The organism is Candidatus Nitrosocosmicus oleophilus (assembly GCF_000802205.1).
In the GTDB taxonomy this organism is placed as follows: Archaea; Thermoproteota; Nitrososphaeria; order Nitrososphaerales; family Nitrososphaeraceae; genus Nitrosocosmicus; species Nitrosocosmicus oleophilus.
In genome coordinates this window covers 2,417,853-2,439,549 of sequence record NZ_CP012850.1, presented here as the reverse complement: position 1 = coordinate 2,439,549, position 21,697 = coordinate 2,417,853, and the positions used below count along the sequence as shown (strand labels likewise).

16 protein-coding genes are annotated in these 21,697 nt (G+C 35.7%); 9 read left to right on the top strand and 7 right to left on the bottom strand.

What is annotated here, in order from left to right:
- The first annotated feature begins 15 nt into the window (after nt 1-15).
- Entirely contained in the window at nt 16-699 is a 684-nt protein-coding gene (pyrH, locus tag NMY3_RS11795; protein ID WP_196816044.1) for a UMP kinase, read from the top strand.
- On the opposite strand, the gene NMY3_RS11790 is transcribed toward pyrH, so the two are convergent.
- Nucleotides 692-1,039, bottom strand: a complete 348-nt coding sequence (locus NMY3_RS11790; protein ID WP_196816043.1) for a hypothetical protein — start codon at nt 1,037-1,039, stop codon at nt 692-694. The two genes, pyrH and NMY3_RS11790, sit on opposite strands and share 8 nt — an antisense overlap.
- Nucleotides 1,040-1,147: 108 nt before the next feature.
- Between NMY3_RS11790 and NMY3_RS11785 the strand changes: the two genes are divergently transcribed.
- Nucleotides 1,148-1,462, top strand: coding sequence for a Sec-independent protein translocase subunit TatA/TatB (locus NMY3_RS11785; protein ID WP_196816042.1), 315 nt, complete (start codon nt 1,148-1,150; stop codon nt 1,460-1,462).
- A gap of 65 nt (nt 1,463-1,527) precedes the next feature.
- Entirely contained in the window at nt 1,528-2,622 is a 1,095-nt protein-coding gene (locus tag NMY3_RS11780) for a formate--phosphoribosylaminoimidazolecarboxamide ligase family protein (protein WP_196816041.1), read from the top strand.
- Nucleotides 2,623-2,801: 179 nt separating this feature from the next.
- On the opposite strand, the gene alaS is transcribed toward NMY3_RS11780, so the two are convergent.
- On the bottom strand, nt 2,802-5,603 hold the full coding sequence (gene alaS, locus NMY3_RS11775; RefSeq protein ID WP_196816040.1) for an alanine--tRNA ligase: 2,802 nt from the start codon (nt 5,601-5,603) through the stop codon (nt 2,802-2,804).
- Nucleotides 5,604-5,676: 73 nt separating this feature from the next.
- Nucleotides 5,677-6,012, bottom strand: a complete 336-nt coding sequence (gene trxA / locus NMY3_RS11770) for a thioredoxin (RefSeq protein WP_196816039.1) — start codon at nt 6,010-6,012, stop codon at nt 5,677-5,679.
- Between the two features lie 674 nt (nt 6,013-6,686).
- Between trxA and aspS the strand changes: the two genes are divergently transcribed.
- From aspS to gatB, 4 genes are read left to right on the top strand one after another with little or no spacing between them, the layout of a single operon-like run.
- Nucleotides 6,687-8,018, top strand: coding sequence for an aspartate--tRNA(Asn) ligase (gene aspS, locus NMY3_RS11765; RefSeq protein ID WP_231100044.1), 1,332 nt, complete (start codon nt 6,687-6,689; stop codon nt 8,016-8,018).
- A 38-nt stretch (nt 8,019-8,056) separates the two neighbouring features.
- Nucleotides 8,057-8,356: an Asp-tRNA(Asn)/Glu-tRNA(Gln) amidotransferase subunit GatC gene (locus NMY3_RS11760; protein WP_196816038.1), complete on the top strand. Its 300-nt coding sequence runs from the start codon at nt 8,057-8,059 to the stop codon at nt 8,354-8,356.
- A gap of 2 nt (nt 8,357-8,358) precedes the next feature.
- The gene (gene gatA / locus NMY3_RS11755) at nt 8,359-9,822 is read left to right on the top strand and encodes an Asp-tRNA(Asn)/Glu-tRNA(Gln) amidotransferase subunit GatA (RefSeq protein WP_196816037.1); all 1,464 of its coding nucleotides are present in this window, start codon (nt 8,359-8,361) and stop codon (nt 9,820-9,822) included.
- Nucleotides 9,804-11,342 carry an Asp-tRNA(Asn)/Glu-tRNA(Gln) amidotransferase subunit GatB gene (gene gatB, locus NMY3_RS11750; RefSeq protein WP_231100043.1) on the top strand — a complete coding sequence of 513 codons (1,539 nt, stop codon included), beginning with the start codon at nt 9,804-9,806 and terminating at the stop codon, nt 11,340-11,342. Before gatA ends, gatB begins: the two co-directional genes overlap by 19 nt.
- Before the next feature lie 987 nt (nt 11,343-12,329).
- Here gatB and NMY3_RS11745 read toward each other — a convergent pair.
- Genes NMY3_RS11745 through NMY3_RS11735 form a run of 3 tightly spaced genes read right to left on the bottom strand, consistent with a single transcriptional unit; the run spans nt 12,330 to nt 14,590 of the window.
- Complete coding sequence (locus tag NMY3_RS11745; protein WP_196816036.1) at nt 12,330-13,568, bottom strand: TIGR00300 family protein; 1,239 nt, start codon at nt 13,566-13,568, stop codon at nt 12,330-12,332.
- A gap of 53 nt (nt 13,569-13,621) precedes the next feature.
- Nucleotides 13,622-13,954 (bottom strand): hypothetical protein, encoded by a 333-nt coding sequence (locus tag NMY3_RS11740; RefSeq protein WP_196816035.1) that lies wholly within the window; start codon nt 13,952-13,954, stop codon nt 13,622-13,624.
- A 3-nt stretch (nt 13,955-13,957) separates the two neighbouring features.
- On the bottom strand, nt 13,958-14,590 hold the full coding sequence (locus NMY3_RS11735) for an HD domain-containing protein (RefSeq protein ID WP_231100042.1): 633 nt from the start codon (nt 14,588-14,590) through the stop codon (nt 13,958-13,960).
- A 222-nt stretch (nt 14,591-14,812) separates the two neighbouring features.
- Here NMY3_RS11735 and NMY3_RS11730 point away from each other — a divergent pair, with 222 nt between their 5' ends.
- Both NMY3_RS11730 and NMY3_RS11725 read left to right on the top strand, forming a co-directional pair.
- Nucleotides 14,813-15,547, top strand: a complete 735-nt coding sequence (locus NMY3_RS11730) for a methyltransferase domain-containing protein (protein WP_196816033.1) — start codon at nt 14,813-14,815, stop codon at nt 15,545-15,547.
- Nucleotides 15,540-16,304 (top strand): hypothetical protein, encoded by a 765-nt coding sequence (locus NMY3_RS11725; protein ID WP_196816032.1) that lies wholly within the window; start codon nt 15,540-15,542, stop codon nt 16,302-16,304. The genes NMY3_RS11730 and NMY3_RS11725 overlap by 8 nt, the downstream gene beginning before the upstream one ends.
- A 137-nt stretch (nt 16,305-16,441) precedes the next feature.
- On the opposite strand, the gene NMY3_RS11720 is transcribed toward NMY3_RS11725, so the two are convergent.
- Nucleotides 16,442-21,037, bottom strand: a complete 4,596-nt coding sequence (locus tag NMY3_RS11720; RefSeq protein ID WP_196816031.1) for a hypothetical protein — start codon at nt 21,035-21,037, stop codon at nt 16,442-16,444.
- Nucleotides 21,038-21,697: the final 660 nt, after the last annotated feature.

Genomic DNA, 21,697 nt, shown 5'->3' with positions numbered 1-21,697 from the left:
GCCAAATGGAATTCTATGATTAAACCAAGGATAGTGATAAAATTGAGCGGGAGTTTGTTTAATTTTGACACTAACTCTGTTCAACTAAATGACTATATCCAGTTGATAAAAAAAATAAGCAATGTTTATCAACCAGTAATAATTACTGGTGGAGGAAAAATAGCCAGATTTTATATCAATCTATCGCGAAGCTTGGGAATGGATGAATCCGGACTGGATCTGATTGGAATTCAGGTTTCGCATTTGAATGCAAGACTTTTAATTTCAGGTCTAAGAGAAAATTGTTATCCTCTTCCACCCAGAAATTTAGAAGAAATCTCGGTAGCTCTCTTATCGGGTTTGGTGATAATAACAGGGGGGATTTATCCTGGTCAGAGCACCAACGCAACTTCTGCTCTGATAGCCGAACGTATCGGCGCAACAAAGTTTTACAACGCTACAGACGTAGATGGAATATATGATTCTGATCCTAGGGCAAACCCAGCCGCCAATAAGTACGACAAGATAAACGTCCAGGACTGTGTAAGTATCTTAAAATCAGAAAAGTCCATGGCTGGCACATACGACTTGATGGATTTGATAAGCTTGAAAGTTATAGAAAGATCAAACCTACCGACTGTAGTATTCAAGTCAACCGTAGACAACATTGAAAAATTGGTACTTGATAATGTCAAAATGGGAACAGAAATTACTATATAGTCTTTAATTCTCCATCAAATACTTTCATGTCGTCTGACAAAATCTTTTCAAAAATTTTTTCACCTTCAATGATACTCATGGGTTTGGTTTGTGCCTTGGCATATCCTTCTTCGTCTGTAAGATATATGATTATGTTGTTTTCATATATTGCCTTGCTAACAAATAGACCTTCCCCAACAGGTAGAAAACCGTCATCTTTAGGGCTTTTTTTTATTGTATAAGTTAACATTGCAAATCCCGCGTAATCAAATAATTTCATTTGGGCCGCTCGTGAACGTTGCTGTCCAATAAATGCCGCTTCATTGTACCTCATAGTATAATTTGTTTTACTAATCCCCAACAATATTTACATTTTGGGAAGTATTTATGCCTGTGAATTCTGAATGCAAAATGTCCTAGGCAACTTTTTAAATATGTGTTTATTAGTGGGGATTGCAAATTAATTTTTATGGCATTCATAAACGGAATGGAATGGATAATAATAATTTTAGTTATCGTTGTCATATTTTTTGGTGCCAAAAAAATCCCAGAATTAGCTAGATCAATGGGGAGAGCAACCAGTGAGTTTCAGAAGGCTAGAATAGAGGCAAAAAAGTCCCTTGCAAACGAATCATCCAATCAAGAAAAAGCCCAACAAACTATCGACAGAGAAAAACTGGAATCAATAGCAGAGACATTGGGTGTCGATTACTCAAATAAAAATGATCAAGACTTGAAAAACGCCATTGATGAAGAGTTAAAAAAACAGGGTACGCCAAAATAAATTAAGAACATATAACTAAAATATGAAAAAAGTTCACAATTTCATCCGGAATGAGAATATAGAAAATGGGTGTAGAGAATCTGATTGATACATATGATTTAGACAATATTACTATAGGGGTCATTGGGAGCCACTCTGCTTTGGAGATAATGGATGGTGCCAAAGATGAGGGGTTTAAGACTATATGTATATGTCAAAAAGGTAGGGAATTGCCATATCAAAAGTTTAGTCGTCTAGCTGATGAAATATTAATTTTAGATAATTTTTCAGATATTATGTATACAGAAAATCAAAAAAAATTACTTGAATTGAACACTATTTTAATTCCACACAGATCCTTCGTAGTATATTTAGGAATTGATAATATCGAAAAATCACTCAAAATACCTGTTTTTGGAAACCGGTATATTCTTAAAGCTGAGGAAAGACATTTGCCGAATAATCAGTATGATCTGCTAAAAAAAGCCCATATTTCTATGCCAAAAATATATTCAATTCCAGAAGAAATTGAAGGCCCCTCTATTGTGAAGATTCAAGAAGCTAAAAGAAAACTTGAGAGAGCCTTTTTTATTGTAACGTCTTACGATGACTATAAAATAAAGTCTGCAAAAAGAATCAAAGCAGGCTTAATAAGTGAGTCAGACTTGAAGAATAACTCTACAATAGAACAATACCTTATAGGGACTTATTTCAATTTTAATTACTTTTATTCACCACTTGATAAAGACGTTGAGTTTTTAGGTATTGAACGGAGATTACAGACTAATATACATGACTTTACTACCTCCATACCTGCTGTAAATCAACTTGAAATGTCAATTGACTTGCAGAATATAGAAGTGGGCCATACACCTGCAAGTATTAGAGAATCTCTTTTGGATAAAGTATTCAAAATGGGGGAAAAATTTGTGCAATGTGCATTGAGGGAGTATCCACCTGGTATAGTTGGCCCCTTCTCCCTACAGAGTGTTGTTACTGTAGAGTTAGACATTATCGTTTATGATGTATCCCTTAGAGTCCCAGGAAATCCGATACTTGCAACTACCTCACCATATACTAAATATAAATATGGAGAAACTTTCGGTGTCGGCAGGAGAATAGCAAAAGAAATCAGACATGGACTTGGTAACCCAGCCGATCTAAAGAAATTAATTACCTAGTTTATTTTTACAGTAACAATTTTTATTCCAAGGTTATATAGTATTAGGCTGATAAAGAATTTGCACAAGTGTATTCACTATAAATTGATTAAACATGATTGATCTACGTTCAAAAAAAAAATGTCAACAAGAACCACATCGGAGCTGGGACAAATGAATTCATCTGTGAAAGATGATTCTTATTCATTTAAGTCATTAAGTTTCTCTAATAGACTTTTTTTTAACATATTCTCGAGATCTTGCCGATTTTCAAGGATGGTTCCTCCGCCTTGTCCAAAATTTGGTGTTCCTCCACCTGAACCACCAAGCATCTTTGATATGTGATTTGCTAGCACATTAGCCTTCATAATTTTTAGCGCGTTTTTTCCACAAAAGACAATAACCTTTGCGGATTTGCTTTCCACGATTACTATTGATACGTATACAAGATCTGGATTTCTCTCTACTGAATTTTGACCAACCAAAAGATGGAATTGGTCATCTAATTCTTCGTCTATCTTAAAATAATAATTCAGAAATCTGTTTGCATCTGATTCTGATTTGAGAACAACGGAGTCCTTTATGGTTTGCTCTACAGTTGAATTTGAAATGCTTCTTATAAGGCTTTTAATTTTCTTCTTAGATTTATCTAAATCATCCATATTCTTTGAAAATGTATCTAAAACTTTTTCGCGGTTTGTTCCAAGTTTATTAGCAATATATTGTATCTGATCGTCTTGGGCTTGAACACGATTTAGTGCATTCGCGCCGGCAACAAATTCTATTCTAACAACCCCATCCTGTATTCTCTCTGTCTTTATTATTTTTATAAGACCTAATTCGCCTGTGTTGAAAACATGAGTTCCTCCACACGCTTCAATATCTAGTCCCCCAATGTTAACGATCCTTACATCGTTTGATGGCACAACCCCTCCTTGATATATTCTAAAGCTGTAATTTTGTTCTGCTACCCCTCTGGCGTAAAAATTGATCAGAACTGGCAAATTCCTTCTAATTATATCATTTGCTTTCCTTTCTATTTCTTGCATTTCGTCCCTGGATAAAGCGGAATGATGTGTGATGTCCAATCTTGCATAAGTTTCGTCCTTGTATGCCGAGTTTTGCCATACCCATGAACCTAATACACTTTTCGATGCATGGTTGATTATGTGAGTAGCGGTATGGTTTTTGGTTATGGATAGCCTCCTATCCTTCTCAACCACACAATTAATGATATCTCCTTCCTTTTGTTCAAATGTCCCGATCACATGGTGGAGAACCTTGTCTTTAATTTTAACCACGTTATCTACTTTGTGAGCACCAATATAACCAAAATCAGGCTCCTGCCCTCCACCCCTTGGATAAAAGGCTGTCCTATCTAAAATGATTAGATTTTTATTAATTATTCTTAATATCTTTGCATCAAAAGAAAGGATACTCGGGTCGTCGTAATACAATAACTTAGTTCCTGTGATCTTATCAAGATCAACATTATCATCCAATTTGAATTCATTTTTATCCCTTTTTTCCGACCGGCTAGTTGAATGTAACTCTGAGAGTCTAGTGTAAAAGTTTGCCGGGACCGATTCAAGAAGTGCATTTTCAACCAGATAATCAGGTGTGACCCCATCAGATTCATATAACCGGATCAAATCATCCAAACTCAATATGGTTTTGCCTTTTCTTATTTTAGTTGAAATTGCAACAATCCTTTCTTGTGTTTCAAGAAATCTCTTGCTCTCAATTTCCAAGACTTCGTGAATATCATTTCTATAGTCCATTAATTCCGAGTATAGAGGTTGGAGTTGGTCCAAATGCATATCAACAATATCTCCAACTTTTAGACCTAAGCCGAGTTGTTTCAAAAGCGAGAGTGTCCTTCTCAAAATGACCCTTAGGTTGTATCCGCCGCCAACGTTTGAGGGCAGCGACCCGTCGCTTATAGCAAAAACCAGGGTTCTTGTGTGATCGATAATAGTATACAACGATTCGTATGGAACTACAATCTTCTGCAATTTTTCAAAATCTATACTTAATTCTTGAGCTAGCTGTTTCTTTACTTGCAAAATGTCTGAGGTAGATTCCAACTTTGCTGAAATTCTGCTAAAGTAATCTGAAAGGATTTTGGACTGAAGATTATAGTTTCCATTCGAGGAAAAAGGATTGTCTATTCCGGAGGTATCGTAAATCCTCTTTAGTATCGGCTCAAAAGTACAATCGTAGCTCGTTGGGGTTCCGTTTGTTATCCACGAAAGTCTCTCTAGTCCTGCACCCATATCAATTATTTTGTTTTTAAGAACTCTATGATTCTTTTCATTACCTTCAAATTCCGTGAAAACTGCATTTCCTAATTCCAACCCTCTCACAAAGTATTCAAGTGAGCTGCCAAATGCTCCAGCTCCTATCCATACATCCTCTACGAAGGTTATTTCAGCTGGAGAAATCCCAAAAATGTCTACCAACAATCCAAAATCCAGCTCTATGCACCTGTCCTTCCAATAACCTCCCTCAGAATCTGCGTCGCACGTTTGCCCCACCATGCAAAAAGAGGTATAGTGCCTACCAGTTACCCCTACATTCTCGATGTCGTTAAACCTCAAACACATCTGAGGGACTACCAATGGATTTCCGGGCAATTCAAACATTACTTTATTATCAGCTACTCTTTGAAAGTCTACGATTGACGCAATAGTGTAGTAAAGGTCATCTCTCCATCTGCATACAACCGGATACCTGTTAACTATAGTATGACCATTTTCCTTAAAGTAATCCCTGATCTTCTCCCACGATTGAGTATAACTTAATCTTTTAGATGTAGGTGGATTTCCAATAAAAGTATAGTTTTCATGATCCGGACATATCGATCTTTGAGGAATGGCCCAAAAGAACCTACTACAAATAGAACAGCTCTGTCGAATAAAGCCTAATTTTTCAAAAAGTGATACTTTATAATATTTTTCATAATCTGAAGAGAAAAGTGAAAGAAGCTCGGATTTATCCAAATTAAAAATAATTTAAGTCTTGAGAATATTAATGCTTTTAAATCAATCCGAACTAGTTAAGTAAAGATTTCCCTTATGAAGAAATTGCCTCGTTAATGAATTTAACATATGTATCTTTTGGGGCGGCACCTATTGTTCTTTTTATCTCTTTTCCGTTTTTGAAAATCAACAATGATGGAATAGACTGGATACCGTATTTCATCGCGATTTCTTGGTTTTCATCCACGTTGAGTTTTACCACTTTTATTTTGTCCGAATAGGATTGTGCAATTTGTTCAACAACTGGGCCAACCATACGGCACGGACCACACCATTCTGCCCAAAAATCTACAAAAACTGGTTTATCAGCTTTTAAGACCTCTGAATCCCAATTTCCGGTTGTTACATGAGTGACATTGTCGTTTCCCATTAATACTTATGAGCTCTGACCGTATTTGAATATTTGTTTAAAAATAATTAGAGGAAATGATGAAATTGATATATTATTGACATAAAAAATCTATCAGTAATGAATTTGAAATGATTAGAAATTTAATACTTTACATAATAATAACTCATTTTTCATAATAAACTGCTAAAAAGTATAAAAAATGCAGCAGAAATGACAAAATTTTGTTTAAATGATCAATAAAACATCAAAATCAGTCCTATTGAGTATCGTCCAAAATGGATACTTAATGAATAAATCTAATCATAAAATCCTTTCAATAAAAATCTGTTCATATTGAAATCCGATTTAGCATTAGGCCTTATTCCGCATTAAATATTAACCACTTCAATTTAGAATTGGGCAGATCATATATTTTGAAATCCCTCTATCATACAAGAAATATAGGGTGTTTGTTGAAGTCCAACGGACTTCCCCTATTTTCCACGAATTGCCAGAATCTTGTCTGACCAAATTTGCTCCTTGAGCATTCTCCCTTCTCAGCAGGCCAGACATTTTTAAGATTGTTTAATCCAAATGTTTAAACGAAGCACTATTAAACAGTTACACTCCTTTTCAGATGAAAAAGATATATTCTTATAAAAATTTGCAAATATTGTACCATATTGGAAGACAAAATCATTGTTGAAAATGAATTGGGGGACTGGCGAAGGACTCATTACTCTTTTCAAATTTCAGATTCCGTAATTAATAATGTTGTTACAGTTATTGGATGGATATCTTCAAAACGAGACCATGGGAATGTACTTTTCGTCCAACTAAGAGATAGATTTGGAGATATTCAAATTCTTGTGAAGAGGAAGGAATTGAGTGAAAATATATTTGATTCACTAAAAAGTCTCAAAGAGCATTCTTCAATCGCCATTAAGGGAAAAGTTGTTGAACAAAAAAATTCGAGTAATGAATTCGAAGTAATTCCTGAAGACATTAGGATACTGTCTGTTTCTAACAAACCCGCTCCATTCCTTACCCAGTCCATTTCTTCAATCGGAATTGATACTAGATTGGACCTTAGAGCTATAGATTTAAGAAGAAATCATTTACAAAATGTTTTCAAAATAAGGAATACTATCCTAAATTCTATTAGGGAATATTTAAATGACAACTATTTTGTTGAAGTTAATACACCTAAAATGATAGCTACCGCCACAGAAGGGGGTGCTGCATTATTTCCAATCTTTTATTATGATAGGGAAGCGTTCTTGGCGCAAAGCCCACAGTTATATAAAGAGCAGTTGACCATGGCTTTTGAAAACGTGTTTGAAATAGCTCCTATATTTAGAGCGGAACCTTCTAGGACAAACAGACATTTATCTGAAGCAATGTCAGTTGATGTAGAAAAAGCGTATGTAGACTATACAGATATGATGGATTATCTTGATAATTTAATCCGATATATTATTCAAAGTGTTAATGATAAGAATCAAATTGAACTCGATAGTTTGGGAACTGAACTTCCTAATGTGAGTAAGCCATTCAGTCGTATTACCTATTCTACTTTGGTAGAAAATTTACAAAAAAGTCACAAGTATATTCGGTGGGGAGATGATATTTCACCAAAACTGCTAAAAGATCTATTTGGAGATGAATTTTACTTTATTACTGACTGGCCTTCTTCTACAAAGCCATTTTACGTGAAATCAAAGAAAATGGATCCAATTGCTGAGCCAAATAATGGAGATGATCCTCGTATGCTAAGCGAATCCTTTGATTTAATGTATGGAAGCCTTGAGCTGTCATCGGGTAGTACGCGTATCAATAATAAGGGCGATTTAATGGATAATATGAAAAAAAAAGGCCTAAGTCATAAGGCATTTGATTATCATCTTAGGGTTTTTGACTATGGGGTTCCTCCACACGCTGGTTTTGGACTAGGGTTAGAAAGACTATTGATGGCCATATTAAAACTAGATAACATTAGAGACGCAACCTTTTATCCAAGAGACATCGATAGGTTGACCCCATAAGATAAATATAATGTACGGTTAGATCCCCATAGCTGACCATGGCAAAGGGTATTGATATTAAAAAATTATGTGAACTAGCTAAATTAGAGATACCTGAGCAAAATATGACAGAAATCTCTAGAAAGGTGGAAGAAGTACTCCTAATGTTTGACAAGTTAGATGATTTCACTACTGGGGATTCTGAAGCTTCGAGTATCGATGATCTAAAATTGGAAATAGCTTTTGAAAACTTGCGAGATGATAAGTCGAAGCTCGATTTAAGTTCATCAGATGGGCCTCAAACTATATTCAAATTAAAGAACACCAAAGATGGCTTTATTCTTGGGCCAAGGATTTGATCTTGAAGCGACTTTATGAACTGCCTGCTTTCGTAGTTTCTCGAAAGATTAAGGAACAAGAGGTAACTGCTGAAGAATATATATCTATTATTATTGAAAGGATAAAACACATAGATCTTAGAATAAACTCCTTTATTAGCCACAATTTTGAAAATGCCATCACAAAATCAAGGGCGATTGACAAAAAAATTAAAGAGGGCACTAATACCGGTTTGTTAGCCGGCATACCAGTCGGAATTAAGGACAATATTAGTGTACAGGGCCTAAAGAATACATGCGCTTCTCGCATGCTGGCGGAATACGTCTCTCCGTATAACGCTACGGTTGTCAGTAGAATTGAAGAACAAGATGGCATCGTTATCGGTAAATTGAATATGGATGAGTTCGGCATGGGAACTACATCGGAGTACTCTGCTTTTGGTCCCGTTCGAAATCCTTGGAATCTTGAATACGTAGCTGGGGGCTCCTCAGGAGGAAGCGCAGCCGCTGTTGCCTCATTGCAAATACCATTATCCCTTGGTTCAGATACTGGTGGATCTATCAGATGCCCATCTAGTTTTTGTTCCGTTGTTGGCATCAAACCTACATATGGAAGTGTAAGTAGAAATGGATTGATCTCTTATTCTAATTCATTGGAACAAATTGGTCCAATTGCAAGAACTATTTATGATCTAGTTCCTCTTCTAAACTCTATTTCTGGATTTGATCCAAAAGACAATACAACAATCAATAGAAAAAGTGAGTATCAAACAAATAATGTTGATAATATTCTGAAAAAAAGATATAAAATTGGGGTACTTAATGAATTAATTGATGAATCCGAATCCGAGGTAGCAAAAAATACTAGAAAGAAGGTTAAAGAGTTAGAAAATTATGGTTGTGAAATAGAGGATGCCCGGATATCTCTATCCCATTACGCCTTGGCCTCTTATTATGTTATTGCTACAGCTGAAGCAAGCAGTAATTTATCAAGATATGATAACTTACGATATGGTTATGAAGGTAGTCCGGAAGGCTACGAGTGGAATAGTTATTTTGCTGAATCCAGATCTAGGTTTGGTGATGAGGTAAAGCTTCGAATTCTTCTAGGCTCATATGTTTTGTCAGCAGGCTATTTTGGAAAATATTATGCAAAGGCACAAAAATTAAGATCAAAGATAAGGAAGGAGTTCGATAATTTATTTAATAAATGCGATATTTTGCTCTTACCGACGATGCCTGTCTTGCCATTTAAAATCGGGGAAAAGAGTTCACAACCGATTGAGCACTATAATTTAGACGTTTATACAATCTTGGCTAACCTTGCAGGTATACCAGCAATATCAATACCAGGTGGCCTATCTGAAAAGGGATTTCCGATTGGGGTACAACTTTTAGCAAATGGTTTTAACGAGCAAAAATTGATAGATGTGGCTGTTTTGCTTGAAAATGTCGTAGGTTTTAAGACGTGGATTCCGAAGATATGATTTTAAACGACAGGAATAAAGCTGGGCCAGAGTTGAAAATTGGGTTAGAGATACACTGTCAGCTAACTTTTCTTCATACAAAGCTTTTTTGCGGATGTCTCTCAAATTACCGAAACTCCGCTCCGAATGATAATACTTGTCCTATTTGTTTGGGATTACCGGGTACGCTGCCTTTGCTCAACAAGAGGGCTGTCGAATTTGCGTCAATGATTTGTTTGGCATTTAATTGTAGCATTCCAGAAAAAATTTCGTTTTATAGAAAAAATTATTTCTATCCTGACTTGCCAAAAAATTATCAGACAACACAATACAACTCATATGAATTAAGTAGTATTGGTTATGAGGGTTCCATTGAATTTGTGGGAGACTCAAAATCTAAGACTGATGATTTAAAGAATAGCGAAGAGAGAACTAAAATAAGGATTACCAGAGTTCAATTAGAGGAAGATCCAGGAAAAATAACTTACGAAGAAGACAAATCCGCTGCAAATAATTACTCACTTATCGACTATAATCGGGCTGGTGTTTCTTTGGTTGAAATAGTAACCGAACCAGACTTTTCTAGCCCAATTGCTGTTAGGATCTTCTTAAATGAAATAGTTAACTTGTTTGAATATCTTGGAGTTACCGATCCGAGTTTGGAAGGCTCAGTCAGATGTGATGTTAATGTTTCTGTCGGAGGCGGAAAGAAAGTTGAAATCAAAAATATAAGTTCATTTAAAGAGGTTGAGAAATCCATCTATTATGAAATCACTAGACAGAAAACTTTGATTATGCATAGCATTGATGTCAAACCGGAAACTAGACATTGGGATGAGAAAAGAAAGGTAACTGTAGCTGCAAGATCAAAAGAGGAGGAGGAGGAATACCGATATTTTCCAGAGCCTGATATCCCTAGAATTATTTTGGGCAGCAAGTTCGTTTCCAGAGTAAGAACCAGTATGCCTGAATTACCTATTGAGAGGTTGAAAAGATATATTGAAGTTTACAAGATAACCGAACATACCGCCAAGATTTTGGTTAATGATAAAAGAATAAGTGATTTTTTTGAAGAATCATTAGTATACCACAAATCTCCGATTGAAATATCAAATTGGATAGTGAATGAGCTGCTTACAAAAATTAATGAGAAGGATAGACAAGGTTTAACCGACCATAACACAAAGGGTCTTGATATTCTGACTATATCCCCCAAACAGGTAGCTGAAATGGCAAAATTAGTTGAGATAAAATCGTTAAACAGGACTACAGCTAGAGAGATATTTGATAAAAGCATCGAAACAGGTACTAGTCCGTTGAAATTAATAGAGACATTAGAAATTGAAAATATTTCTGATGAGAAATCCATTGTAAAGGTAATTCAGGAAATATTATCTTCTCAGCCACAACTAATTGAGCAGTCAAAAAATAACCCAAACACCATTAATTACATTTTGGGGCTGATTATGAAAGAGACAAAAGGTAGAGTTAATCCTCAGATTGCATTGAGATTGATAAAGGAATCTCTAGAGGATATATGATTCTAATTCAGTGTTATAATCTTGTAATAGAATATTAGGTTATGAATGAGGTTAAAATAGACTAAATTCAAGCCAAACTTTCTTTAACGTCATATGGAGGTTAGGTATAATCTGATTAGCATATTCAAGTACTGAGATTGATGCGAACTGCTTGGATGTTATTGCACCAGAGGCTTTGATAATGGTGTAAATAATAGATCAAACTGTCATTCCTGTTGACCCAATCAAAGTTGCTTATGTATCTAATTCAAAGTTTTTTCTTTGTAGACTAGACCATAAATAAATACCTGGGATTACATTAGGATAGGTAATACATGTCCATTTCAAACGATTTAGATGAGGTGTCTACATTTATTGTTTGTCCTGGTTGCAAGACTAGGTCCCCAAAGGATTGGATAGTGAAACATTTGGAATCTAAAACAAGACCTCGCGTAAGAAGATCTCAGGTCTACTTTAGATGCGTAATTTGTAACCAGACTACAAAAATATTTGATAAGAAATTAATAAAATTCATAGATAACGAAGTCATGAAAAATGACGATTACTAGTATAATTGGACTAGACAATTCTGAGTAAATTGTGGATTGAAACGCTAAACCTAGTATTGACTTTCTTTAAGTTTGTAAAGGAGATAAAGGTGTAGGGCATACACTATCCATTAGTTAAAACTATTTGGCAAGAGCAGATTTGCTGGGGATTATGAATGAACTTTCCATTTTGGGAATTCCTGGCCAATCTAGAATGTCTTATCCTCTATTTAATTGTACTAGAGGTGAAGCTTTGATTCAATAGCGTATATTCCTAATGGTATCGCAATTCTATTGAAGTGACGCATAACAAACTTGGATTTGATTTGGCGGACATAATTTTGAATAAGCATATGACCCTTACAATAATTTCTAAAAGATCATATTGTCTAGCCTGAATAAGCACGATCCCTAGAATGCACTTAAATGTAGTCGGATCATATTCATTCATATATGTGGATTATTTGATGGTTCCTAGCTCCTCTAAATTCCTCATTACAATAGGCAAAAAAGAGCCTATATCAGTAACTACGCCTATAGCTTGAGTCGTTCCTCTATCTAGTAATTTTGTTACCACAGATTGGTTAATATCTACTGCTATAACTTTTACAGAGGCAGGCAACATGTTCCCAACCGCGATTGAATGGAGCATCGTCGAGAGCATGATAACCAAATTAGCTTTTTTCAACAATAATTTATACTCTTTTTGAGCTTCAACTACGTCAGTAATGACATCCGGAATGGGGCCATCATCCCGTATTGATCCGCACAAAACAAACGGAACTTTGTTACTAATACATTCATACATAATTCCGCTTTTTAAGATTTTGTTTTGTACCATTGATTTTATAGATCCTGCTTTGAATACTTCATTTACGATGGACATATGATTGCGATGCCCACGCACAGCAAGTGTCCCATCATCTACATGCATTCCTAATGATGTTCCAAGAAGTGCGTTCTCAATATCGTGTACTGCCAAGGCGTTACCAGCTAAAATTCCATCTACAAAACCTAATCTTATGAGTCTTGCTAATAAGTCTGATGCCCCGGAATGGACTACTACAGGACCCGCCACGACAATTATCTTCCCATGGTTTTTCTTAGTGCGATAAAGATCAACAGCCACCTTTTTTGCAATTTGTTGAGTAGGTCGCTCGCTGGAACTTGAACTACTCATAAACTGAAATATATCGACTCCTTCCCTAGGTCTCTCTTGTGGTATAATTCTAATTCCCCTTTCACCGGTAACCACCAAGTCACCCTTTCTTACATCACGATTGGTTTTGCATTCTGCTTTATTGGTGTCGGGATTTAAGACGATACATTTATCCATCATCATGTTTCCAACATTTATCCATTCTGTATGGTAAAACAGTTGGGTCGGGTTATTCGTGGTACTATAAAAGTCATCAGGTAGAACCATATCTCTGGGTGAAGGAATACATTTTACCTCGTCTACTGAAACACTAGTAGCACCTTCTCGGAACAAGTATTCTAATATTTTTGTCAAATGACTTTCGCTCTCACCCCTAATCACCAAGCGTGCATAGCTGTAATCTTCCTTCCTTTTTCCTATTTGAAATTCCAATACTGTGAAATCGCCTTTTAAATCCATAATCCTGTCAAAAATCCGGGTAAGTATTGATGAGTCAACCAAATGACCCTTTACTTCAATTTCCTTTTCGAATATACCCATCTGTACTCATTATTTATGCTTTTTAAAATTCCTTTCCTCAAGAAGGATATATATTAAACTGGTAACGAAACTTTACCAAAATATTCTTCAATGTTTCCTACTTCTATTAATTTATTTTTTATAATGTCTTTAGTTTGAGGTGAAAACCAGTTAGCTATCGCCTTTGCAATGCCATTCTTATCACATATTGCGATCAAATATCCTTGTTCCTCCTGAACTACGGCAAAATAGTTCTCCTCTCCGACGGGTTCCCAATTGTTACTGTTATTATCTTTGAGCGCAAGTGCAGGTAATGCAGGAGTGCCATCGGATAAAAAGGTTGATAATAATTCCTGTGCGTTTTTCACCCTCTTTTCTCCAATTTTTAAGGCAACGAAATATTGCATAACTTAATTACTAAAGTACTCTAATATCTCTTTTATATCCTCTAAATCCTCTGTGTCTTGAATATTTTTTTTGGAGGTTTTGGGTAATCGAGAGTTTGGCCTGTGAGAGGAATAAGACCGACCTGATTGGAAAAATGGTTCAACGTTTTCTCTTGTGAGCTCCTCTCTGTTCCTTAAATAATAGTTTGCTTGTAGCACCATCTCAAGCTTGTCAAGAAGGTGAACACACTTTGATTCAAAGGACTTTTTCGTTTGATACTCATGCCACAATTCTAAATATCTTTTTTTCAAACCTTTTGTGTATATCTTATCTGTTATCTTACCAAATGCTTCGTTTTCTAGTTTATTTTTCCTCTTATTATTCATAGTTTCTGGAGTAATGTCGCCTGTAATCGATTCAGCTAGATCATGAATTAATGCCATTTCAATAAGCTTAACTTTTTTCTTACAAGAAAATCCATATTTCTCCGAATAAAGAAAAACCAAAACTATCATTAATAATGTATGGGATGCAACAGACTCTGTATTTCTAATTTCCAGCTTCTGTTTCCATCCAGTTCTGGGTGTTTCTTTCAATTTGTAAAAGTACTCTGTAATATCTGTTATGCTTCCTTGCTCTGATTTGTTCACTTTCATCATGAGATTTCTAGCTAGTCAATGCATTTGAAGAATTTGATAAATCATGAGATGAGGAATCTGATCCACTAATTCTGGCACATCAAAAGTATGGTCCACCAAAATTGTTAGCAAAGTGGCACTTACACACATAGCAATGGTAATCATTACAATATACAATACATTGGTAATTTGAGTCATGTTATAACTAATAATGCCAAAATAATTTAATCCTTTGAATTATTGTATTTAAATGATAATCAACCACCAATAATATTAGTTTTGGACGATATTCATGACATGGATATGACTATGGGAGTTAAATTAGCGCAGAGCTTTTTCAATAAGAATAACTCTAGAAGCTATGATAGATTGGTAAAACTCGCAACATTGGGACAGGACTTGATTTGGAAAAAGAAATTGGTTGAACGTGTACCCAAGAGATCACTGGTCCTAGAGATGGCTTGTGGTACTGGAATCTTAACCTCCTTATTAAAACAAAATTATAACAAGGTATATGGCATTGACCTGACGTTTGAATATCTTTATGAACTGGGTGAGAAAAAGATTGATATCGATTCCATAAACGGTTCAGCTGAATTCTTGCCATTTCAAAATGGATATTTTGATTGTATTGTGGCATCTTATCTGCCCAAATATGTTGATCTAAAGATCCTAGTTAGTGAATGTCAACGAGTTTTGAAGAAAAAGGGTCTTTTGATACTTCATGATTTCACCTACCCAAAGAGACTTGTTTATCAATTGGTTTGGAAGATTTATTTTAGAATTATCAAGACCCTTTGGAGGTTAGATGTGAGATGGGCCAATGTGTTCAACGGACTAGATAAGCTTATTATTAACAACCATTGGGACCTAAAGATAAATTCGATCCTTGAGTCACACGGCTTTGTCAACATACACAGGCAATATCAAACCTTTGAAACATCTGCCATAATATCAGCGTTCAAAGATGAATGACGACTCTAGACTGAATGAGTGGTTCGTACCCAAGTTCGGTCCTCAAAGATTTCGAATGTTTTGTGGAATGCTTTTTCTTCCATATACAGGCATGTGTATTTCATTTGTCGTCTGGGGTAGTTTGATAGCCGATACAATTTTTTTAGAGAGAATCGCCATTTTAGCTTTGATTTATTTCGTTGCCTTAGGAATAGGGGCCCATGTTGCAGATAATATAGGCTCCAAAAAAATAAAGCCGTGGGGGGATTTATTCAGTAAGAGGCAGTCATGGATTATTATCCTGGCTTGTTTGGGTTTTTCATACGGACTGGGATTGTACTATGCACTTTTATATGCTCCACTTTTAGCATTTATTGGAATCATAGAAGGTTTTTTTCTATTCGCATACAACTTTGAGCTTTTTAAGGGAAAGTTTCATAAGAATTATTGGTTCGCATTATCATGGGGGATGTTGCCATTTCTTGCAGGATTTGTATTGCAAACAAATACCATAACATCCATTTCTCTGTTTCTATCACTAATACCATTTATGCTTAGCTACATGGAGATTAGAATTTCTAGACTCTATAAAAATAATAAGAGAAATAACAGCAAGACTATGACCACTTACCAATATGAGTTGCTCCTCAAATTATTAAGTATAGGTACGATATCTTTGACATTTATTTTCCTACTTGTTTCTTCAATTCTCGCGCAAAAAGCCACTTTCAATGATTTATTCTTGCTTCCTTTAGGATTGGGATTTTTCAAGAATTAGACAAGTAAAAAAAGACTAATAGATTAGGTGCTGTTTTTGGTCAAAAAGGATGCACGGCTAAATAGCCGAGGCTTTGATAATTTTTACAGAAGGAAAGGAGATCTAATTCGTAATGCTTTTAAGTCAAAGAATTAAGTTTACTTTTGCTCATCTTTTTTCTTTTGCAACTCATCATCTTTTTTTACATTATCCAGTAAATCTATAAAATTTGAATTATTCTTATTTGGATTGGATTTGGCTATTTTTTTCTTTTTTGATCTTGTTCGCAGATATCTCAAAATAATTATGATTACTATGATGATTACAATTAAGATGATCAATCCAAGCGGATTTGACGTTGAAAATAGCGACCCAACTCCTTGGTTTTCACTATTAGGTTGTTGGGGTAAATCGACGGTAACGATATCATTTTCATAAATGATGTATTGATTTCTCAAGTCATCATAGTATTCAACTTTGAGGGGTACCAAGTAGTTCCCAGAAGCCGACTCGTTACTATTAGAAATAGGGATATTGAATGGTAGTGGAGAATCTTCCTCTAGATCGCCCAAGTATTCTGGAGTTGTAGAAGCTGGGGTAGCTATTCTTAGGTTACTAACATTCTGTCCGGTTGCAGACAAATTTTCGATTTCTCTTTCAATCATTTCCTTGTCAGTGACTAACTCGATAGTCGTAAACAAACCACCTGTATTACCCTTATTTAAGAGGTTACCTACTACATTCAAAGTTCCGCCTATATTATCTATTGAAAGGTCGTTTATGCTTACTTCTATCTCTCCGACCACATTTGCACCTATAAAAAATGAATCTGATTTCAGCTGACCATTACTGACGTACTCTACATTTACCTCAAAAGATATCGGACTATTGATCAAGGTTTTAGAAGCAAATACTTTGGTTGGAAATTGTAGAGTAGTTTTAGGGTTTATCATATCTAGATTCCATTTTGAATTTCCAAGTATTTCTAAAGCGCCATTATTAGCAGAGAGGGTTACCACAGCATTTTGAATCGGATTGTTGTTATTATTAGTAATATTGAATCTGAAATCATCAATTTTTCCAGCTGTTAAGAATACGGTATCCTCACTTGTTTGAGGAAGGGTATTCACATTGGGCTCATTTTGGGGTAATTGTTGGGGGGAAACGGTAGAATTTTCAGCTGAGACAAAATACATAGGGTTTGGAATATTTGTTGGTTTTTTAAGATCTACATCCACATAACCTGATTTTTGTTGATATTCATTCATAAATGTTGCATTGCCTGACCCACTCTCCATTTCAAGGTTATTAGCCATACTAGGGGAGACGCTCAATCCCTCCTCTTCTACCTGATTGTTATCATTACTAGGAGCACTAGGTTCGATAGGCTCAGGGGTGCCCGATGCAGTTGTAGATATGCTCAGCCCCCCATCAGGTGGATTTGGTAGGACTCTAAATCCTATGCTCTTATCGACTGAGTTTGGCACCCCCACTGAATTAATGTAGTTTATGTGCAAATTTATTTTTTGAAGGCTTTCACCGGCATTAATAGATGGCATTATTTTAATTAGGACTTCAGTTGATCCATTCTTTGGTATATTGTCAATACTAAACGTGCTTTGTCCAGTGTTAATAACAGGCAGAGAAGATGTATCTTGATCAAGAGTGTTGATTGATGTTTCATTTGAAATAACACTTTCACGTGAGCTATCTGATATTACTGTTTGATCTGACTCGGATATTTGTAATATCACCCCAGTTGCGTCGGCAGTACCCTTGTTACTAATTATCAATTTTACTGGATTGTTTATTCCGGGTTGAAGATCAGTAGTATTAGACGTAGAGTCTAGGATCGCTTTCCCTGGAAGGTAAAAGGGTATATCAATATCTTGAATGCGGTAAGTTCCGATCTTAGTATCAGGCACCTTAAAGTAGTATAGAGATAGTGATCCGAGATGGTTTCCAAGAGTGGCACTGCCTAACACCTTGATTTTGAAATATAACGTATAAGTTTGCCCTGATTTAATCACATCATTTGAACTTGCGACTGAAGTAAATTTATCAATCTCCTGTTGTTGATCATTCATTGCGCTAGGTGAGCCAGAATTATCAGCTACAAATCCTGATGGTAATTTCAGGTATCCTGTGACTCCGCTGATGTCTGAAAACCCTGTATTAGATAATTCTATAGCTAGAATGGAGCTACCCTCACCCGGGCCTACTGCCCTTTGATTGGATAATTTAGAAAATGTATTGGAAGTTGAAGCAGAATTACTTTGAAGCGGTGCATCGGAAGCCCAGTAAGTGCTTATAAACCCATTATTATTTGGAGGCTGTCCCAAGTAGTTGTTCATTGAACTAGGATCAATTGGAAGTGACTTGTATAGAACAATTTCATGCACCTTTTGAATACTGTCTGTATATGTCAATTTGACCGGCAAGACTATGGTTTTATTTGGCAGATCGGCTGATTGTCCCGATGGATTCTCACCGGTACCCAAGAGATATTGCAATTGGGACTTTGGAATTGGCATGTTAAAAGGAATTGGTTGGTTGACTGGCAGGTCTCCTATATATTCTGAAATTCCATTTTCTTTTTGGGTAACCTCATTGGTAGCAGAGCTGTTATTGGTATTTTTTACATTACTTGGAATTTGTTGCTCAGTTATGGAAATTTTTGAAAACTGCGCTAATGCATTACCCTGATTTAAAATATTTCCAGCAATGTTGTATGAATTGCCAATCGGTCTTAAAGTTAGATCATTTACATCCAAATTTATATTTCCAGTTACGACAGCACCTAGATTAAAATTGGCCGTTTTTAGTTCTTGATAATTTTTCAAATACTTTACATTAACGGTAAAAAATACTGGGTTCCCTATAAGTGATGGAGATGCAAAAACCTTAGTAGTGAGGACGTTGGGTACATTACCTACATTAGGTATGTTCCAGACCGAATTTCCAAGAATTTTGACTGACGGGGATTGTGGGGTTAGTGTAATCGCAATATTAGATAGCGTCTCATTACCTGTTTGACCAGATTCTCCAAAGCTGTTTATACTAAAGCTCATATTTTCTACCTTGCCTGCCACAATTTCTAATTGTTTTTCTGAATTTTGTATTGTTGGTTTTTCAATTAAGCTGGGTGGAGCTGGCGACAAAAGAGTGGTGATAGGATGCGCTCTAAAAGGAAATATATCACTCATTCCCACATAATTAACTTCACCATAATTACTGTAGTACTCAGCCTGCCCTGAAACAGATTGGGGTAAGTTTTGAATTATTGCTTCTTTTTCGTTTGAGGCAGGTGAAATAAAGAAATCATTTTGAGGAGATGTAGGTACCACCTGTATTCCCAACAAATGATTAATTGTTTTCTTGTTGCCATATGCATCATTGTATGAAACTCTGATTTCGATATTTTGGATCGCGTTTGCAGATGAAACCGGCGGAAATATGATGGGGTCTATTTCAGATTTTTGATTGGGTGATAGAGTTCCAATATTAAAAACTGTGTCACCTAAATTTATGTATGGAACCTGGGTGGTGGTTATGTCACTTGCAGTACTTGAATTGGATGCCCCAACAACTTGATTGCCGTTGGTTATTTGTTGATTGTTATTCAAAACATTTACAATCACTCCAGTAGCACTTGCGCTTCCCAGATTAGAAACTTCGATCTTTAGGGTGTTTGGTGTACCAGCGACTGCGTTGATTATATCTGAATTCGAAAAGGGGTATTGAGAGGACTGCCCGTTGGAATTTGGGGCGATTGAATTTTGGTTACTTCCCTGCACTTCAAGTATTACTTTACCAGAGAGTCTAAATGGAACCTCAATATTGGCTGTTCTAAAATCCTTTTTAGATTGTTCAGTCAATTTGAAATACTTTATTTTCAATTGTCCCTGATACTCTTTTCCCACTTGGGTATTTTGCAAAATGCTTACAGGGAAATAGAGAACAAATGATTGCCCAGCTTTTACTACACCATTGTATGTGGAAATTGCTGTATCAGAATCAACATTATCAGGAGTAACTAACGCTTTAAATCCAGTTGGGAAGTCAAAATACCCTTTAACCCCTGATATATCTGAAAAACCTTGGTTGATGATAGTTACCGCCAATACTGAGTTACCTTCTGCGGGATCCACTTCTTGTCTAGGAACAGGTGGCATTTGCTGGGCAGTTACTTGACCAGATGAAATACTCGCAACTACAGTTTCTGGAGCAATATTATTTGTCCAGTACGAATCGACAAAATTTAGTTTAACAGGACCTTTGATGTTTTTCTGACCATTCTGACCATTCTGACCATTCTGACCATTCTGACCATTCTGACCATTCTGACCATTCTGACCATTCTGACCATTCTGACCATTCTGACCATTCTGACCATTCTGTTTTTCATCTTCATGATGACCATTCTGCTTTTCATCTTCATAATTATCCTGTTCTTTTACACTAACCCTTTCAGAATCAGCTTGAACTAAATTCTTAACATTCCCAGATTGAGAATCAATATCCTGTCTCTCATATGCAATATTATCTTGCTTTATTTCTTTTTCATCTCTGATCTGAGCGGACATGTCTGAAGAACCTTCGAAAATGTTATCATGCAGAGCAGTTTTGTCGTCATCCTGGCGAAGCCCAAATTCGGTAGATATACCTAAGGGCATTTGAATCAAGGACGGCTCAAACTGTTGTCCAAAAGAAGTAGTAAGCAGACTTACTGGAATGACGCTATTGACCACCAATAGTACAAAACAAAACGAAGCGCAAATCGAGATACGAAATCTAGAATGAAGAGTATATTTCAAAGATTTTTACCCCATGCATCGTGGTAGTTAATCTCTACTGGTCGTTTGAAATTATTGTTTGTCTTTTTTGATATTATTGTCCCAATTTTCGGGAAACTGACGCAATTGTTATTGAAGATTTTGAAATGACTTAATTTAATGTGAATACTAATCTGAAATATGTACAGTATAGTTATACGAAAAATATTACTACTATTGTTAATGAAAGTAATTAAAGTACTTTCCATAATTTCGATAACCAAATTTATTTTTCACCTCAAATAATATATTTAAGAATTTAGTAGGTTTGGAATTATAGAATCTGATAGGTTTGTATTTGACTAATCTCTCAACTCACAGCCATTTATTTCAAGTTTATGAATTTCTCATTCATCTAGATGTTAAGCCTGTGGTCTTGAGCCTAAACAAAAAATCTTTAACCTAATACCATTGACACTATTTATGATACTCCAATAGCTTTAACAATCATATTTTGCATCTTACAAATCTCCATCAACAATCTACTAAATACCCCAGAAAGGCCTTTTGGAATTTTGAATTGCTATTTTTTAGAATCCCATTTATTACGATCTAAGGATGGAAATGATGTGCTTTGTA

Coding starts and splice junctions, on each gene's coding strand:
- NMY3_RS11760 (WP_196816038.1), top strand. CDS start 8,057: ATGGCAAAGGGTATTGATATTAAAAAATTATGTGAACTAGCTAAATTA.
- NMY3_RS11745 (WP_196816036.1), bottom strand. CDS start 13,568: ATGGGTATATTCGAAAAGGAAATTGAAGTAAAGGGTCATTTGGTTGAC.
- NMY3_RS11735 (WP_231100042.1), bottom strand. CDS start 14,590: ATGAAAGTGAACAAATCAGAGCAAGGAAGCATAACAGATATTACAGAG.
- pyrH (WP_196816044.1), top strand. CDS start 16: ATGATTAAACCAAGGATAGTGATAAAATTGAGCGGGAGTTTGTTTAAT.
- NMY3_RS11780 (WP_196816041.1), top strand. CDS start 1,528: ATGGGTGTAGAGAATCTGATTGATACATATGATTTAGACAATATTACT.
- NMY3_RS11740 (WP_196816035.1), bottom strand. CDS start 13,954: ATGCAATATTTCGTTGCCTTAAAAATTGGAGAAAAGAGGGTGAAAAAC.
- NMY3_RS11725 (WP_196816032.1), top strand. CDS start 15,540: ATGAATGACGACTCTAGACTGAATGAGTGGTTCGTACCCAAGTTCGGT.
- trxA (WP_196816039.1), bottom strand. CDS start 6,012: ATGGGAAACGACAATGTCACTCATGTAACAACCGGAAATTGGGATTCA.
- NMY3_RS11785 (WP_196816042.1), top strand. CDS start 1,148: ATGGCATTCATAAACGGAATGGAATGGATAATAATAATTTTAGTTATC.